The organism is Solidesulfovibrio magneticus RS-1, from assembly GCF_000010665.1.
Taxonomy (GTDB): domain Bacteria; phylum Desulfobacterota; class Desulfovibrionia; order Desulfovibrionales; family Desulfovibrionaceae; genus Solidesulfovibrio; species Solidesulfovibrio magneticus.
This window is the reverse complement of the sequence record NC_012796.1, coordinates 3508066-3524326: the sequence shown is the minus strand read 5'-3', so window position 1 is coordinate 3524326 and position 16261 is coordinate 3508066. Positions and strand designations below refer to the sequence as shown.

Annotated in this window: 13 protein-coding genes; 5 read left to right on the top strand and 8 right to left on the bottom strand. The window is 66.7% G+C overall.

The features are described from left to right. Nucleotides 1-192 precede the first annotated feature (192 nt). Both DMR_RS14865 and DMR_RS14860 read left to right on the top strand, forming a co-directional pair. Nucleotides 193-2082, top strand: a complete 1890-nt coding sequence (locus DMR_RS14865; RefSeq protein WP_148208452.1) for a response regulator — start codon at nt 193-195, stop codon at nt 2080-2082. Between the two features lie 76 nt (nt 2083-2158). Continuing rightward, nucleotides 2159-2425, top strand: a complete 267-nt coding sequence (locus DMR_RS14860; protein WP_015861761.1) for a DksA/TraR family C4-type zinc finger protein — start codon at nt 2159-2161, stop codon at nt 2423-2425. A gap of 136 nt (nt 2426-2561) precedes the next feature. On the opposite strand, the gene DMR_RS14855 is transcribed toward DMR_RS14860, so the two are convergent. Further along, the gene (locus tag DMR_RS14855; protein ID WP_015861760.1) at nt 2562-3377 is read right to left on the bottom strand and encodes a hypothetical protein; all 816 of its coding nucleotides are present in this window, start codon (nt 3375-3377) and stop codon (nt 2562-2564) included. A 311-nt stretch (nt 3378-3688) separates the two neighbouring features. Continuing rightward, complete coding sequence (locus tag DMR_RS14850; protein ID WP_015861759.1) at nt 3689-5440, bottom strand: NAD+ synthase; 1752 nt, start codon at nt 5438-5440, stop codon at nt 3689-3691. Between the two features lie 334 nt (nt 5441-5774). Between DMR_RS14850 and DMR_RS14845 the strand changes: the two genes are divergently transcribed. The 3 genes from DMR_RS14845 to DMR_RS14835 all read left to right on the top strand — a co-directional run bounded on the left by DMR_RS14845 (nt 5775) and on the right by DMR_RS14835 (nt 10384). Next, nucleotides 5775-7151 (top strand): diguanylate cyclase, encoded by a 1377-nt coding sequence (locus DMR_RS14845; protein WP_015861758.1) that lies wholly within the window; start codon nt 5775-5777, stop codon nt 7149-7151. A gap of 340 nt (nt 7152-7491) precedes the next feature. Continuing rightward, nucleotides 7492-9813 carry a tetratricopeptide repeat protein gene (locus DMR_RS14840; protein WP_232502808.1) on the top strand — a complete coding sequence of 774 codons (2322 nt, stop codon included), beginning with the start codon at nt 7492-7494 and terminating at the stop codon, nt 9811-9813. 4 nt (nt 9814-9817) lie between these two features. Then, nucleotides 9818-10384 (top strand): GNAT family N-acetyltransferase, encoded by a 567-nt coding sequence (locus DMR_RS14835; RefSeq protein ID WP_015861756.1) that lies wholly within the window; start codon nt 9818-9820, stop codon nt 10382-10384. A gap of 54 nt (nt 10385-10438) precedes the next feature. Here DMR_RS14835 and DMR_RS14830 read toward each other — a convergent pair whose 3' ends face one another. The 6 genes from DMR_RS14830 to DMR_RS14805 all read right to left on the bottom strand — a co-directional run bounded on the left by DMR_RS14830 (nt 10439) and on the right by DMR_RS14805 (nt 16213). Further along, nucleotides 10439-11800, bottom strand: coding sequence for an FAD-binding oxidoreductase (locus DMR_RS14830; protein ID WP_043600789.1), 1362 nt, complete (start codon nt 11798-11800; stop codon nt 10439-10441). Between the two features lie 228 nt (nt 11801-12028). Next, on the bottom strand, nt 12029-12721 hold the full coding sequence (locus DMR_RS14825) for an amino acid ABC transporter permease (RefSeq protein WP_015861754.1): 693 nt from the start codon (nt 12719-12721) through the stop codon (nt 12029-12031). Nucleotides 12722-12729: 8 nt separating this feature from the next. Beyond that, a complete protein-coding gene (locus DMR_RS14820; RefSeq protein WP_015861753.1) occupies nt 12730-13518 on the bottom strand; it encodes an amino acid ABC transporter ATP-binding protein in 789 nt (262 codons plus the stop codon). A gap of 1 nt (nt 13519) precedes the next feature. Next, entirely contained in the window at nt 13520-14233 is a 714-nt protein-coding gene (locus tag DMR_RS14815; protein WP_015861752.1) for an amino acid ABC transporter permease, read from the bottom strand. 75 nt (nt 14234-14308) lie between these two features. Then, complete coding sequence (locus DMR_RS14810) at nt 14309-15061, bottom strand: ABC transporter substrate-binding protein (protein ID WP_015861751.1); 753 nt, start codon at nt 15059-15061, stop codon at nt 14309-14311. A gap of 234 nt (nt 15062-15295) precedes the next feature. After that, nucleotides 15296-16213 carry a diguanylate cyclase gene (locus DMR_RS14805; protein ID WP_015861750.1) on the bottom strand — a complete coding sequence of 306 codons (918 nt, stop codon included), beginning with the start codon at nt 16211-16213 and terminating at the stop codon, nt 15296-15298. Nucleotides 16214-16261: the final 48 nt, after the last annotated feature.

Sequence of the window (16261 nt, the reverse complement as noted above, 5' to 3'; positions counted from 1 at the left end):
GAAAAGATAGACAGTTGAATCATAAGTATGGTTACGTGATCTTTTCAGGATGCGGTCAGGCTGAGGCCAGACGGCAGCTTCCGGTCAACGTCAACCCGATGGCAACGGCCTTGGATTTTGGCCGGAAATTTTTCAGTTTTGCAACATGCATAGTCTGGTATGCTGCAGAGACAAGAAAACGGATTGACGGCCATGCTGCGAACCTGGACCGGAATACTCTTGACCGTGCTGACCGTCGTTGTGCTCAGCCTGTGCAAGGTCTATGGCCTCACGATTCCCAATCCGGTCCTCATTTTTGCCCTATCTATCGCCCTGTCGGCCTTTCTCGGCGGTTGTCTGGCCGGTTTTTGCAGCGTGGCCATTGCTTTGGGCTATGTGCTGGTGGACTGGTCCCAGCCAGAAGCGCTTTTTCGCTACAGCCCGGTCAATGTCCAGCGACTGATCGTTTTTCTGGCCACCATGCCGTTGCTGGCCCTTCTCGTGTGCCGGCTTCACCGAAGCAATCACGAGCGCCTGGCCGCCCTCTCAGCCCGGACCGAGGAGCTGGAAGCCAGTCGCAAGCGCCTCCAGCGGGCCGAACTCGTGGCCATGACCGGCAACTGGGAAGTGGATGTGGCCACCGGCGCGCTCTCCACCTCCGAAGGGGCGCGGCGCATCTATGGGCTTGGCGACAAAGAGATGACCCTGGACGAGGCCAAGGACCGGCCCTTGCCCCAGTATCGCCAGATGCTCAACGCCAGTTGGACGGCGTTGCTCGCACACGGCGAACCCTATGCTGTGGATTTCCAGATACGGCGGCCAACCGACGGGGCGCTCATCGACATCCACTCACGGGCCACCTACGACCCCGCCGCCGGCACGGTGTTCGGCATCATCCAGGACGTCACCGCCGCCAAGCAGGCGGAAGCGGCGCTCATTGCCGCCCGGCGTCGGGCCGATGAAGCCAATGCGGCCAAGAGCCTGTTTTTGGCCACCATGAGCCATGAGGTGCGCACGCCCTTAAATGGCCTGCTCGGCATGTTGCAGGTGCTGGAAGAAGCCGAGCTCACCCCTGCGGACCGGGATTGCCTGGGGGCTGCCCTGGCGTCGGCGCGCCATCTTGGCGCGCTGGTCTCGGACCTTTTGGACCTCTCCCGCATCGAATCCGGCCGTCTGGAAACCGTCCAGGAGGCGTTTTCGTTGCCGGCCGTCATCAAGGAAGCCTGCGCCCCCCTGGCCGCCCTGGCCCTGGCCAAGGGGCTGGCCTGGAGCCTCTTCCTGGACGAAGCCTTGCCGGAACAGGTGACCGGCGATTCCCAGAAATTGCGCCGGGTGCTCAACAACATCATCGGCAATGCCGTCAAGTTCACCACCAAGGGCGGGGTGCGGATCGAGTTCCGGCTTGTCCGTGCACGGGGTGATAAGGCCCTGGTGCGTTGTCTGGTTTCCGACGACGGCCCGGGCGTTTCCGAAGGCTTCCTGCCGCGTCTGTGCACGGTGTTTTCCCAGGAGCAAGGCCAGCAGGTCGCGGCGGGGCCGTCCGGTGTCGGCCTGGGATTGTCCATTGTCCGGGAATTGATGCGTCTTTTGGGCGGCGAGGTGACCATCGACAGCCGAGAGGGGGAGGGGGCCGACGTCTATCTGACCTTCGAATACCGGCTGGCCGCGTCCTGTCCGTTGCCGGACCGTGATGCCGCAGCACTCGCGCCGACTGGACTGCGGGTGCTGGTGGCCGAGGACGACGCCATCAGCCGTCTGGCCTGTCGCCAGTTGCTGCGGCGTCTGGGGCATGTCGTCACGGACGTGGCCAACGGCGCGCTGGCCCTGGCCGCCCTGGTCGAGGCGGATTTCGATCTGGTGGTCATGGACCTGCAAATGCCCGAGATGGACGGCCTGACGGCCATCCGGGCCATTCGCGGCGAACCTCGCTTCGCGGCCAAGGCCGGGGTTCCCATCGTCGTCATGACGGCCTGCGCCTTTACCGAGGACCGTGACCGTTGTCTGGCCGCCGGAGCCGACGTCTACCTGTCCAAGCCCGTGGAAAAGGCCGCGCTGGGTCGTGCCATCGAGGCCGCCCTGGCCGTGGGGCGGGGCAGGGGATAGACCGTTTCCCTCTGGTCTGGCCGGGCTTGTCAGGGGCTTTGTTTCGCGGCATGGATGGCGCGGGGGAGGAGTGAACATGGCCGGTGGTTGGACAGCGGACGGCGCGGTGCAGGACCAGATCGCCCATTCCGTGGAAGACGAGGCGGCCCGGGCGCGCAGCCGGTTGCCGCGCGGCGAAAGTTTGCTTGTCTGCGAGGCATGCGGCGAGGCCATCCCCGAGGCCCGGCGCAAGGCCCTGCCCGGGGTGCGGCTGTGCGTGGCCTGCCAGGAGGAACGCGACGCCGACGACGGCGCGGCCAGCCTCTACAACCGGCGCGGCAACAAGGACAGCCAGCTGCGCTGAGGCCCCGAGCCCTCTTGGACTTCTCGGCCGACAGAGAGCCATCCCACGCCGAAACCCCCTTAAACCTTTCTCCATATGGGGGGGGGCTGGGGGCCTCAGGCCCCCAGCCGCCGGAGGCATCCCTTCCGGTTTCTTCCTAACTCGACGTGTCGAGCAGCGAGCCGGTGTCGCGCAGCAGCAGGTTGAGCAGGATGTCTTCGGTGGAGGTGGTGGGCTGTTGGCGCCGGGCTTCCACGGCCTGTTCCAGCAGTTCGGACTGTCCCTTGAGGTTTTCGGCCTGGTATTCCAGCCCGCTTTGGCGGTTGGTGTAGATGTCGTTGATGATGGTGGTGCTGGTGAGCTTGTTGGTGACTCTTGACAGTTCCGTGGCCCGGTTGGCGGCGTTATTTAGATTGGCGCTGGTGAGCTGCGTGAAGTTCAGGGCGTTGAAGTCCTGGAAATTGACGTTGAAACCGCCGTTTTTGTAGGCCTGTATGTAGACGTTGCCGTTTGAATCGATCTGGTCCGTGTTCCACTTCGTGCCGTCAAGCAGCGATATGCCGTTATACTCCGTTTGCGGAATGAGGCTTAATATCTCACTGCGCAGGGAATTGTAGGTGCTGGTCTGGGCGGCTGTTGGCGTGGTGCTGATGGATTCGATGATGGCCTTCATCTCCTCCAGGTTGCTCTTGATGGTGGATACGCTCTCGTTGGCGATGCCGACCATGGCGGCTGCTTCCGAGACGTTGGCGGCATTTTGCAGCGTGGTGCGCACGTCGGCCCGCAGGGTGCCGGTGATGGCCTCGTCAAAGGGGTTGGTGCGCGGCACGACGTTGCGCGGGGCGAGCATCATATCGCGCAGGCTTTGCCCCACCGGTCCCGACTGGAACAGGAAGTTGCTCAACAGGCTTTGCTGCATCATCTGCATCGAGGTGTCGATGAGCAGGCTGCGTTCGTAATCGCTCAGCGCCATGGCTGTCCGCCCCGTTAAATTATCCCTTTACGTCGTCATCGGCCGTAACCGGGGGGAACTTTAGGCGTCATAAGGAAATTCCCGGCCGGGGCCGGGAACGTGGGGAAACGCGATATCGGGTGAGTCAGGCAGGGGCGGCAGGCAAGGCCGGCGAAACCGCCTGGCCCTGGCCGCAGGGCGTGTACGAGTCCGGGAACCGGGGCGAAACGGTCCCGCCGCCGCCGCTTGCGGTAGCCGTGCCGGCACGTGAGCAAACTTCGGCGCGCTGGCACGGCCATCAGGTGGCGACGTCGTCGGAAGCGGCCGATGCCTTACGAGGTTGGGCAGGGGCCGCAATCCGGGGCGTAGCGGTTGACGATGGGCAGCCGCCAGTCCTTGCCGAAGGCTCGGGAGGTGATCTTGGGGCCGGGCGGGCTTTGGCGGCGCTTGTATTCATTGCGGTCCACCAGCCGTGTCACCCGGTCCACCACGGCCGGGTCCAGGCCGCGCTCCAGCATGGCCGCCGGGGACAACCCCAGCTCCACGTAGGCCTGCAGGGTCGGGTCCAGCACGTCATATTCGGGCAGGGAGTCGGAATCCTTCTGGTTGGGCCGCAGCTCGGCCGTGGGCGGCTTGACCAGCACCCGCTCGGGGATGACGTCGAGGCCCGCCTGTTCGTTGCGCCAGCGCGACAGGGCGTAGACCAGGGTCTTGGGCACGTCCTTTATGACGGCGTAGCCGCCGGCCGTGTCGCCGTAGAGGGTGGAGTAGCCCACGCCCACCTCGGACTTGTTGCCCGTGGTCAGCACCAGCCGGCCGAACTTGTTGGACAGGGCCATGAGCAGCGTGCCGCGAACCCGCGGCTGGAGGTTTTCCTCGGTGACGTCAAAGGGCCGGTCGCCGAAGATGGGACCCAGGGCGTCGAGGAAGGCCTGGAAGATCGGCTCGATGACCACGGTCTTGAGCTCAATGCCCAGGCGCTCGGCCAGGGCCTGGGCGTCCTCAAGGCTGTCGTCCGAGGAAAATCGGGTGGGCATGGCTACGCCCAGCACGTTTTCCGGCCCCAGGGCGTCGGCGGCGATGATGGCTGTCAGCGACGAATCGATGCCGCCGGAAAGTCCCAGCGCCACGCCGCAAAAGCCGGACTTGCGGACGTAATCCCGAGTGGCCGTGACCAGGGCGCGATAGACTTCGGCCACCGGCTCCAGGGGAGCGGCCATGGTCGCCTGGGCCAGGGCCGGCCGGGCCGGCGCGGCCAGGGGAGAAAGGGCCGTGCGGACCGGGCGGCAGGCCGGGGCCGGCTCCCATTTGCGGCAACGCGGATCAAGCAAGCGCTGGCGGGTGGGCAGATCGACGTCAAGATCACACCAGACCATGTCCTCGTCGAATTGCCGTCCCCGGGCCAGGAGCGCGCCGTCCGGGGCGAAGACCAGGCTGTGGCCGTCGAAGACCAGCTCGTCCTGGCCGCCGACCAGGTTGGCGTAGGCCACAAAGGCCCCGTTGTCCGCCGCTCGGGTGGCCAGCATCCGCTCCCGGGACGTCCCCTTGCCCATGTGGTAGGGCGAGGCGGAAATGTTGATCAAAAGCCGCGCCCCGCCATGTTTGGCCTGCTCGGTGGGCGGACCGTCGGGATACCAGATGTCCTCGCACACGGACACGCCGAAAATAAGGCCCCCCCGGTCGAAGACCGTGGTTCCCTGGCCGGCGGCGAAATAGCGGTTCTCGTCGAACACGCCGTAATTGGGCAAAAACCGCTTGGCAACGATCCCGGCCACGGCCCCGTCATGGGCGACAATGGCGGCGTTTACGAGGTCGCCCTCAAACCAGGGGCAGCCAAATATCGCCGTCAGCCCCTGGCTCTCCCGGGCGATGTCCCTGGCGGCGGCCATGCAGGCGGCCACGAAATCGGGCTTGAGCAGCAAATCCTCGGGCGGATAGCCGGCCACGACCATCTCCGGGAAAACGACGATGTCGGCCCCGCCGTCCCGGGCCGCCGTCAAGCGGGAGACGACGTCGGCGGCGTTGGCGGCCACGTCGCCGACGGTGGGATTGAGCTGGCACAGGGCCAGGCGAAGGGCGGGCATGGCGGCCTCCTTGGCGGTCAGGTTCCGGGAATCTCTAGCTCTTCTTGCCCCGGCCGGCAACCGTGGCGGGACGGGCCAGGGGGCTTTGGCGGCATTTGGTCTTGCCGCCCATCTCCCTACCGGGTATGTCTGAAACCATGCATAGTCCTGTATCGCCGTTTGGCGGCGGAGCAATCGCTTTCGATACGGCTGCCGGCAGACGGCCAGCCCTGGCGGCTCGAAGTCGGAGCGGAGGTGGTTCTTGAAGGGTTTTCGCGCCCCTGGCGTTGCGCGCCCAGGTCTGGCGCGGCGTCCGGGGCCTTTTCCTCCGAGATGCGGCCTCCTGGCTTTCGTCTTGCTGACGTGTCTGGCCTGGCTGGGCTTTCTGGCCTGTCTGGCCGGTCCGGCCCGGGCCGAACTGGCGAATTTCACCCCCGAGGAGCGGGCCTATATCCGCGATCTCGGGCCGGTGACGGTCTGCGTGGACCCGGACTGGCCGCCTTTCGAGCGTTTAAACGCCCGGGGGCAGTATGAGGGCGTGGGGGCCGACCTGTTCCGGCTGGCGGCCGAGGTGGCCGGGCTGCGTTACCGCATCGTGCCCACGGCCAATTGGGACGAGTCCGTGGCCGCCTCCAAGGACGGCCGCTGCCGGCTTTTGGCTTTTCTCAACCAGACCCCGGCCCGGGACGAGTGGCTGCTTTTCACCCCGCCGCTTTTCACCGACGCCAATGTCTTCATCACCCGCGAGGAGCATTTCTTCATCGCCGATCCGGCCGAGCTGACCGGAGAGACCATCGTCTTTCCCTCCGGCACCTCCATGGAAGAGCGGGTGCGCCGGGACTATCCCAACCTGCGCATCTTAAACAGCGCCTCGGAGCGCGAGGCCCTGGACATGGTGTCCGAGCGCAAGGCCGACATGACCCTGCGTTCCCTGGTGGTGGCCGCCTACACCATCAAGAAGGAAGGGCTTTTCAACCTCAAGATCGCCGGCAAGCTGCCGGGCTACGACAACGCCCTGCGCATCGGCGTCTCCAAGGACATGCCGCGCCTTCGCGACATCCTCAGCAAGGCCGTGCGTACCATCACCCCGGCCGAGCGCGAGGAGATCGTCAACCGCCACGTGTCCATCAACGTCGAGACCATGACCGATTACGGGCTCATCGGCCGCATTGCGGCAGGCTTTGCCCTCATCGTGGCCATCGTCGTGGCCTGGAACCTGCGCATCAACAAGCTTTACGCCGAGCTGGAGCGCCGCTCCCGCACCGATCCCCTGACCGGTCTGGCCAACCGCACCCATCTCGACGCCGTGCTGCGTCAGGAGGCCGACCGGGCCGAGCGCTACAACCGGCCCTTTGCCGTCATCCTGTTCGATGTGGACCTCTTCAAGGCCGTCAACGACGCCCACGGCCATCTGGTCGGGGACAAGGTGCTGAAAACCCTGGCCGAAGCGGCCCAGGCGACCGTGCGGGCCAGCGACATGGTGGGCCGCTGGGGCGGCGAGGAATTTCTCGTCCTGTGCCCGGAAACCGACGCCGCCTCGGCCCTGGTCCTGGCCGAGCGCCTGCGCTTGGCCGTACGGGGTGAGCGCTTCGAGACAGGCACGGTCCAGACCGTGAGCCTGGGCGTGGCCGCTTTTGCCCCGGGCGACTGCGTGGACAGCCTGCTGATCCGGGCCGACGACGCCCTGTACAAGGCCAAGAACGCCGGCCGCGACCGGGCCATGGCCGCCTGATCGCCGGCCGCCTCCGGCCTTCTCCTGCCTCCTGCAGCCCGCCCGATTGCCACGCAACCCGCCCTTGCCGCGCGGCCCGCCCCGGCGGCGCGGCAAGGGGCTGCTCAAGGCCGCCGCAGGCAAGTCTTTTGCTTCGCCTTCGCCGCTGTAGGCGGCCCGGCCCCTTGGTGGCGGCGCAAAACCGTGTTAGGCTCACGGGAATCCCGGACCAGCCTGCGTTTGTCCTTTGCCTGCGCGTGGCCGGACCGGCGGCGCGTGTGGGCGGACGGAGAGCGGCGGCAACGGCAACCGGGCGGGGTGGCGGATGCGGACCGAGGGGACACGAGCGGCGGCGCAGGGCGTGGAGCAGGCGGAAAAACAGGCCGTGGCCCTCCTTTTTCAGGAAGGGCGGTTGGGCGAAATCGTCGAGCGGGCAACGAAACTCACCGTGCTGCACCCAGGCGACGCCTACGGCTGGACCGTCCTGAGCGCCGCCATGCTGCGCCAGGGGCGAAACGAGCAGGCCATTTCCCCGCTACGGCGCGCCTTGACCATCGCCCCGCAGCAGGCGGGGCTGCACAGCAATCTCGGGCTGGCGCTTTTCGGCCTGGGGCGAACGGAGGAAGCCATGGCGTGTTTCGACCGGGCCCTGGACATCGATCCCGAGGCCGTGGGGGCCAGGAACAACCGGGGCAACGCCCTGGAATCCCAAGGCCAACTGGAAGAAGCGTGCCAGGAATACGAGGCCTCCCTGGCCATCGCTCCGGACCAGCCGCGCACCCTCTACAATCTCGCCAATACCCTTTACGCCCTGGGCCGGCCGGCCGAGGCCGTGCCGCGTTACCAGGCGGCCCTGGCCCTGTGCCCGGACTACGCCTACGCCCTGGCCAACTGCGGCGTGGCCTTGACGGCCCTGGGGCGCGCCGCCGAGGCCGAGGACTACGCCCGGCGGGCGCTGCGCCTGGAACCCGGACTGGTCGAGGCCCGTATCCTGCTGGCCAATACGCTCATCGCGCGCGGCTACCCGGCCGACGCCCTGACCGTGGTCGAGGCCGGCCTGGACCTGACGCCGGGGCCGGAACTGCGCCGGCTCTTTGTTGCCTGTTTGCGCGGCCAGCCGGCCCCGGCTGCCGGCACGCCTCGGCGCGAGCGGCTTCTGGCCGCCCTGACCGACCCTTGGACCCGGAGCGTCGAGGTGGCGGGCGTGGTCTCGCCCATGCTGGAAGCCGATCCGGTCATCGCCGGCTGTCTGGAGCGGGCGCTGGCCGCCTGGCCCGGACGGCTCACACCCCAGGATCTCTACGGACCGGCCAGGCCCGGGGCCGTGGCCGGGGACACGCTGCTGCGCGCCTGGCTCGACGCCGGCCCGGCTTCTTCCCCGGCCCTGGAGCGATTCCTGACCCTGGCCCGGTCCTGCCTGCTGGCCCAGGCCGCCGCCGACGAACCCCACGTCCGCGACGTCACGCCCGCCGATGAGCGGGTGACGGCCTTCCACGCCGCCCTGGCCCGGCAGTGCCGGGTCAACGAATATGTGTTTCATGTGTCAGCCGAGGAGGAAGTGGCCGTGGCCGTGCTGCGGGACTGCCTGGCCGACGCCCTGGCCGGCTGCGGACTCATTGCGCCGTCCTGGGTGCTGGCCGCCGCCGCCTACGGGCCGCTTCGGGCCGTGCCCGGCCATGCCGGGCTGCTGGATCGCCCCTGGCCCGAGGCCGTGGGCCGCGTCCTGACGCAGCAGCTTGTCGAGCCGGCGGCCGAGCAGGAGCTGCGCGGCCGCATTCCGGCGCTGACCCCCATCGAGGACGACGTGTCCCGGCTGGTACGGCGGCAGTACGAGGAAAATCCTTATCCCCGCTGGGTGTTGCCGGCCCCGGCCGAAGCGCCGGTGACACTGGCCGCCAATTTACGCGAACGCTTCCCCCAGGCCGATCTGGCCGGCGTGCCCGACGGGCCGTTTCTTGATGTGCTGGTGGCCGGCTGCGGTACGGGGCAGCATTCCCTGGAAACAGCCCGGGCCTATCTCGGCGCGCGGGTGCTGGCCGTGGACCTGAGCCTCACCAGTCTGTGCTACGCCCGGCGCAAGGCCCTGGAACAGGGCGTGGGCAACATCGAATACGCCCAGGCCGACCTGCTGCGTCTGGGCGGGCTGGGGCGCGACTTCGATCTGGTGGAGTCTTCCGGCGTGCTGCACCATCTGGCCGATCCGGCCGGGGGCTGGCGGACGCTTGTCCCCCTAGTGCGCCCGGGCGGGGTCATGCGCATCGGGCTTTACAGTCGCCTGGCCCGGCGCGGCATCACCAAGGTGCGCCAGATGATCGCCGACCGGGGCCTGTCCGCCACGCCCGAGACCATCCGGGCCTTTCGCCAGGAACTGTTGGACATGCCTTGGGAACCGAGCTGGGGCCGCTTTCTGCTGGGGGATTTTTTCAGCGCCAGCGGCTGCCGCGACCTCCTGTTTCATGTCCAGGAACATTGCCTGGACCTGCTGGAGATCAAGACCTTCTGTCTGGAAAACGGCCTTCGCGTCATTGGCCTGGAAGCCGAGCCGGAAGTGGTCGCGGCCTACCACTCCCGCTTCCCGGATGATCCGGCCGCCGTCAATCTTAGCAATTGGCACGCCTTTGAGGCCGACAACCCGGACACGTTTCTCAATATGTACCAGTTCTGGGTGCAAAGGACGGGCTGATCGCATGGATGAGCGGGCAAGCCCGCCGCCGGAGGCGCGGGATGCGGCCATGGGAGGCGGCGAGGGCAAGCCGTGGATGGTGCGCCAGGCCGACATGGGCGAGGCCGGGGACATCGCGGCGCTGATTGTCCTGGCCTTCGGCGACGTGGCCCGGCGTTTCGACCTCAATGCCGGCAACTGCCCGACCCATCCCTCGCTCATGACCCGGGAGCGCATTGAGCGCGGCATGGAGCTTGGCACGACCATGTTGCTGGCCTTTGACGGGGGAACGCTTTGCGGCTGCGTGGGCCTGCGCCGGCCGGTCGAGGGGGTCAGCATCCTGGAACGACTGGCCGTGGCCCCCGCCTGCCGCCGCCTGGGGCTGGGTCGGCTGCTGGTCGGCCGGGCCTGCTCCCTGGCCGGGCAGGTCGGCGCGGAGCAGGTCGAAATCGGCATCATCGCCAAACAGCACGAGCTGCGGCAGTGGTACGAAACCCTGGGCTTTCGGGCCGTTCGCGCGGCGCGTTTCGAGTCTCTCCCCTTTGAGGTCTGCTATCTGCGAAAGGCCGTCGGGGCCGAGGCCTTGGGCTAGCGCGCCGCTTCGTGGCCCGACCGGCCGGCGTGTTTCTGATGCGCCGAACGCCGCTTAGGGCAGCACTTTCCCCGGGTTCATGATCCCGGCCGGATCGAACGCGGCCTTGATGCCGCGTTGCAGTGACAGGCTTCGCGCCGACAGCTCCATGTCGATAAACGGCCGTTTGGCGATGCCGATGCCGTGCTCGCCGGACATGGTGCCGCCAAGGGCCAGCACCTCGGCGATAAGGTCCCTGGCCAGGGCCAGGGCCCGGTCGCGGCTGCCGGCTTCGCCCGTGATGTTGACATGGATGTTGCCGTCGCCGGCATGGCCGAAGGCGTAGACCGCCAGCCCATGACGCTGGCCCAGGGCCGGCAAGGCGTCGATGAGGTCCGGGATGCGGGCGATGGGCACGGCCACGTCCTCGGACAGATAAAAAGGCGCGCTCTCGTGGATGCGGGTGGAAATCTGGCGACGAATGCCCCACAGCTCCTCGCGCTTGGCGCTATTCTCCGCCGGCAGCACGGCCAGCGCTCCGCCATCGCGGCACACGGCCTCCATGCGCCCGATGTCCCGCGCCGCCTGATCCGGATCGCCGTCAGCCTCGAAAAGCAGCAGGGCCGCTTCCGGGCCGGGCAGATCAAAGGGCAACAGCTCGGCCACGATGCCCAGGCAAGCCCGGTCCATGAGCTCCAGGGCGCAAGGCGAAACACCGGCGGCCATCACCGCCGCCACGGCCGCCACGGCCGCACGCGCGTCAGGGAAAAGCGCCGCCGCCGCGCGGACCTGGCGCGGATGCGGAATAAGCTTCACCGTCAGCTCGGTGATGATCCCCAGCGTCCCCTCCGAGCCGACCATAAGCCCGGTCAGGTCGTAGCCCACCACGCCCTTGCGCGTGGCCGTGCCGCAACGGACCACCTCGCCGTCGGGCAAGACGGCCGTCAGCCCCAGCACGTAATCGCGGGTGACGCCGTATTTCACGCAGGCCGGACCGCCGGCGTTGGTGGCGGCGTTGCCGCCAAGGGTGCAGGTGGTCAGGCTCGCCGGATCGGGCGGATAAAAAAGCCCCGCGTCCTTGGCCGCCTGGCGCAAGGTCTGGGTCACCACCCCGGCCTGGACCACGGCGCACAAATTGGCCGTGTCCAACCGCTCAATGCGGGCCATGCGCGACAAATCGACCACCACGCCGCCCGCAACCGCCAGACAACCGCCCGCCAGCCCCGTGCCGGCCCCGCGCGGCGTCACGGCAAAACCGTGCTGGCCGGCCAGCACCATCAGCCGGCTCACGTCCCCGGCATCGGCCGGAAAAAACACCGCCTCGGGCGGGATGACCAAACCGGCGTCGTCCTTGGCGGCGGCGTCCCTGGCCGCGGCGTCATAAACAAAGCCCGGCCCCAGTTCGCGCCCCAGCGCGCCCAGCAATGCGGCGTCCATGGTGTGTGTCCTTTTTGGAGAGGAGAGGGGAAAACGGAGAGGAAGATGCCTCCGGCGGCTGGGGGCCTGAGGCCCCCAACCCCCCCGACTGAAGAAATTTTTCAAGGGGGTTCGACGGCGATTACATCACCCACGAGGGCCGACATATTCTCGCCCATCCCCCTTAAACCATTTGGGGGGTCCGGGGGCCTCAGGCCCCCGGCCGCCGGAGGCATCTTCGTCTTCCTCCTACTCGCGTTTGCTTTCGAAGCCTGGGATCTCCAGTTTCTTTTCGGCGATTTTGAGAAGGAAAGAGGCGATGGTGACCAGGGCCAGGTAGTACAGCCCCACGACGATGAAGACTTCGGTATTGCGGAAGCTGGACTTGGCCAGGCTGCGTCCCATGCCGGTCAGGTCGCTGACGGTGATGATGGAGGCCAGGGACGAGTATTTGATGAGGTAGATGATTTCGTTGCCGCAGCCCGGCAGCGCCCGGCGGAAGGCCTGGGGCAGCACCACGGAGGTGACGGACTGGAAGGGCGTCATGCCCAGGGCCTGGGCGGCGCGCAGCTGGCCGCGTTTGATGGAAAGCAGCCCCCCCCGGATGTATTCGGACTGGTAGGCGCCGCTGCACAGGGCGAAACCGACAATGGCGGCCCACATGGGCGACAACACCAGGGCGAAATCGCCGATGCGCACATAGGGCAGGGCGAAGTACCAGAAATAGAGCTGCACGACCAGCGGCGTGCCGCGAAACAGCGACACATAGGCGTCCAGGGTTTTGACCACCGGGCGCGGGCCGTAGACCCGTAGCGCGCCCACGGACACGCCGATGGCCACGCCAAAAAGCGAGGCCGGCACGATGAGCAGGATGCTGGTCCACAGTCCGGCGTCCAGGGCCGGGATGATGCGCTCCCAGGCGAAGGCGAAAAAATCGTCCATGGGCGTCCTTAGGCCCGGGGAGCCGGGGCGATTTCGCAGTGGCCGTCGCCGGCCAGTTCGCTGAGCTTGGCGCAAAATGACTGGGTGCGGCTGCCGGAGTCGCGGGCGAGCAGTTGGGAGGGCGCGCCGCGTTCCACGATGCGTCCGCGTTCCATGAACAGGAATTCGTCGGCCAGGGAGGCGGAAAAGCTGATCTGGTGGGTGGCCATGACCATGGTCATGCCGAGGTCGGCCAGATCGCGGATGACGGTGAGCACTTCGCCGATGAGTTCCGGGTCCAGCGCCGAGGTGGGTTCGTCGAGCAGCAGCACCTTGGGGTCCATGGCCAGGGCCCGGGCCACGGACACGCGCTGTTTCTGGCCGCCGGAGAGCTGGGCCGGGTAGAGGGTGGACTTGTCGGCCAGCCCGACCCGGGCAAGTTCTTCCATGGCCCGGTTGGTGGCGGCCCGCTTGTCCAGGCCCTTGACCTTCACAAGCGCCACCCGGACGTTTTCCAGGGCCGAGAGGTGGTCAAACAGGTTGAAGTCCTGAAAGATCATGCCCACTTGCTGGCGCAGGGCCAGCAGTTCTTTCCTGCTTTTGCCGTCCACGGCCTTGCCGTCCAGGGAGATGGTCCCGGAGTCCGGGGGCGACAGGAAATTGATGCAGGATAAAAGCGTGGACTTGCCGGCTCCGGAGGGGCCGATGAGGACTTTTAAGTGCCCCTTTTTGACGGAAAACGAGACATCGTCCAGGATGCGTTGGCCGCCGATGGTCTTGACGATGTTTTCCACGCGCAAAATGACCGGATCGTCCATGCTACAGGCTTCCCTGGTGCGCGTATCCGGGGATGCGCACCTTGGCTTCGAGGCGTTTGAGGGTTTTGATGCCGGCCCAGGTGAGGAAGAAAAAGAGCGCTCCGGCCAGGATGGAAAGCGGCAGCGGCTGGTGTGTGGTGGCGGCCACGGAGCGGGTGCGGGCCATGACTTCCAGGACGCCGATGGTAAAGGCCAGGGCGGAGTCCTTGAGCAGGATCGAGTATTCGTTGGACCAGGCCGGGATGGCCAGGCGCAGGGCCTGGGGCAGGATGATGGAGCGGATGGCCACGGCGTCGCTCATGCCCAGAGCCCGGGCGGCCTTGAGCTGGCCGGCGGGCAGGCTGGCCATGGCTCCGCGGAAAATTTGTGACTGGTAGGCGGCGCTGGTCAGCCCCAGCACGATGACCGCCGAGAGGAATCCCGAGGACAGCGGCAGAAACGACAGGGCCGGGATTTCGCTCAGGTAAGCCATGATGCCGAAGTAAAAGAGGTAGAGCTGCACGAGGATGGGCACGCCGCGAAACAGCCAAACGTAGCCGGCCACGGCCTTGCGGGTGAGCGGATGGCCATAGACATGGAGCACGGCCAGGGGCACGCCGAGGACAAAGCCCACGAGCATGGCTCCGAGAATAAGCCCTGCCGTCCACCACAGCCCGCCGAGAATGTAGGGCATGGCCTCCCAGCTGGCCTGCGCGGCGGTGATAAATCCTTCCATGAAATACGTCCGGGGGAGCGCCCCGGGCCGCGCGTATGGCGCGCGGCCCGGGAGCGTTGCGGGAAAGCGGGCTTGCTAGATGCCGTACTTGGCCTTGAGTTCCTTCCAGTAGGGGTCGGCCATGAGGAGCTTGAGGCCCTCGTTGACCTTGGCCTGGAACTCCTTGTCTTCCTTGCGCATGGCGTAGCCGTACTTTTCGGGAGCGGCGTCGAAGGTGCCGGCGATTTTGAAGCCGGGGGCCTTCATGACTTCGGCGGCGATGGTGCTGTCCATGCCGGAGCCGGCGATGCGGCCGATCTTCACGTCTTCCATGGACAGGTCGGTGGAGTCGTAGGGCACGAGCTCGAACTTGTAGCCGGGCTGGCCGACGAAGCCTTCGAGGAGCTTGGCGGTGACGGTGCCGCGCTGGACGCCGATCTTTTTGCCGGACTTGAGGATCTCGGCAAAGGGCGTGGCTTCCTTGTCGCCGACGACCAGGACCTGGGTGACTTCGTAGTAGGGGATGGAGAAATCGACTTTCTGGGCGCGTTCGGCGGTGGCGCTCATGCCGGAAGCGATGATGTCGATCTTTTTGGCCAAAAGGGCGGGGATGATGCCGTCCCAATCCATGGGCTGGTGTTTGACCTTGAAGCCCATCTTTTTGGCGATCCAGTCCAGGGATTCGACGTCGAAGCCGGTGGGTTTGCCGGCCTTGTCGACGAAGCCGAAGGGCGGAAAGCCGAAATCGATGCCGTTGACGTAGACTTTTTCCTCGGCCTGGGCCAGGCCGCCGAAGCACAGGACAAAGGCGGCCAGGGCGGCCAGAAGAAGGCCAAAACGTTTGCGCATGGTTCGCTCCCGGGGGTTGAAGGTGGCGGACGTGGTGACAAAAGCCATATCCTGGCGTCGCCGGCGGGCCGGCGCGACTGGCGAAACGGCAATTCGCAAGCAAAAAAAGTAACAGACAAGCCCCTGTCGATCAAGGCCGGCGTCCGGGCAATGGAAGGGAGGAACAGGGACGGTCGTGTCCCAGCGCGCCGGGAGACCGGCGTCAGCGGGAAGGCGGGGACGGGGCTTTGCCGGCTAAACGAGCTGCGTGCCAAGCACCCGGTTGCGGCCGGCCATCTTGGCTTCGTAGAGCTTGCGGTCGGCCAGGCACAGCAGATTCTCGGCGCTGCCTCCGGCCTTGGGCACGCAGCAGGCCGCGCCCAGGGTGATGGTGACCACCTTGGAAATGCACGAGCCGTCGTGGGTCAGGCCCAGGTCGGACACGGCCAGACGCATGGCCTCGGCCAGATGCATGGCCCCGGCCAGGTCGGTCTCTTCCAGGATGACGACGAACTCCTCGCCGCCAAACCGCGCCGCCAGATCCCCCGGGCGCTTGAGCACTCCGGCCAGGGTGGCGGCCACGGCCTTGAGGCATTCGTCGCCGGCCATGTGGCCGTAGGTGTCGTTGTAGGCCTTGAAACAATCGATGTCGGCCATGAGCAGACTCAGCGGCGTCGCCCCACGCATGGCCTGCCGCCAGGCCCGGTTGAGGCAGTCGTTGAAGCGGCGGCGGTTGGCGATGCCGGTCAGGCCGTCGCGCATGGACAGCGTCTCCAGCAGATCGCCCCGGCGCTTGAGTTCCACATGGGTGCGCACCCGGGCCTGGACGATGGGGACGCTCACCGGTTTGACGATGTAGTCCACGGCCCCCAACGCCAGCCCCAGCGTCTCGTCGGCCACGTCGCCCTTGGCCGTCAGGAAAATGATGGGGATGTTGCGGGTGGCCGCCCGGGCCTTGAAGCGGCGGCAGACTTCGTAGCCGTCCATGTCGGGCATGAGGATGTCGAGCAAAATAAGGTCCGGCGCACTCTCTTCCACCAGACGCAGGGCCTGGGAGCCGCTGGAAGCGATGCGTACTTCGTATTCGCTGCGCAGGGCTTCGGTCAAAACAGCCAGATTGGAAGGGGCGTCGTCAACGATGAGGATCGTTGCCGGGGCAGTGGGCAATTCCATGCAGTAGGCTCCGCAACTTGAGGCGAGTAATGCTCTCTAGCCTCTCGT

Coding starts and splice junctions, on each gene's coding strand:
- DMR_RS14865 (WP_148208452.1), top strand. CDS start 193: ATGCTGCGAACCTGGACCGGAATACTCTTGACCGTGCTGACCGTCGTT.
- DMR_RS14860 (WP_015861761.1), top strand. CDS start 2,159: ATGGCCGGTGGTTGGACAGCGGACGGCGCGGTGCAGGACCAGATCGCC.
- DMR_RS14855 (WP_015861760.1), bottom strand. CDS start 3,377: ATGGCGCTGAGCGATTACGAACGCAGCCTGCTCATCGACACCTCGATG.
- DMR_RS14850 (WP_015861759.1), bottom strand. CDS start 5,440: ATGCCCGCCCTTCGCCTGGCCCTGTGCCAGCTCAATCCCACCGTCGGC.
- DMR_RS14835 (WP_015861756.1), top strand. CDS start 9,818: ATGGATGAGCGGGCAAGCCCGCCGCCGGAGGCGCGGGATGCGGCCATG.
- DMR_RS14830 (WP_043600789.1), bottom strand. CDS start 11,800: ATGGACGCCGCATTGCTGGGCGCGCTGGGGCGCGAACTGGGGCCGGGC.
- DMR_RS14825 (WP_015861754.1), bottom strand. CDS start 12,721: ATGGACGATTTTTTCGCCTTCGCCTGGGAGCGCATCATCCCGGCCCTG.
- DMR_RS14820 (WP_015861753.1), bottom strand. CDS start 13,518: ATGGACGATCCGGTCATTTTGCGCGTGGAAAACATCGTCAAGACCATC.
- DMR_RS14815 (WP_015861752.1), bottom strand. CDS start 14,233: ATGGAAGGATTTATCACCGCCGCGCAGGCCAGCTGGGAGGCCATGCCC.
- DMR_RS14810 (WP_015861751.1), bottom strand. CDS start 15,061: ATGCGCAAACGTTTTGGCCTTCTTCTGGCCGCCCTGGCCGCCTTTGTC.
- DMR_RS14805 (WP_015861750.1), bottom strand. CDS start 16,213: ATGGAATTGCCCACTGCCCCGGCAACGATCCTCATCGTTGACGACGCC.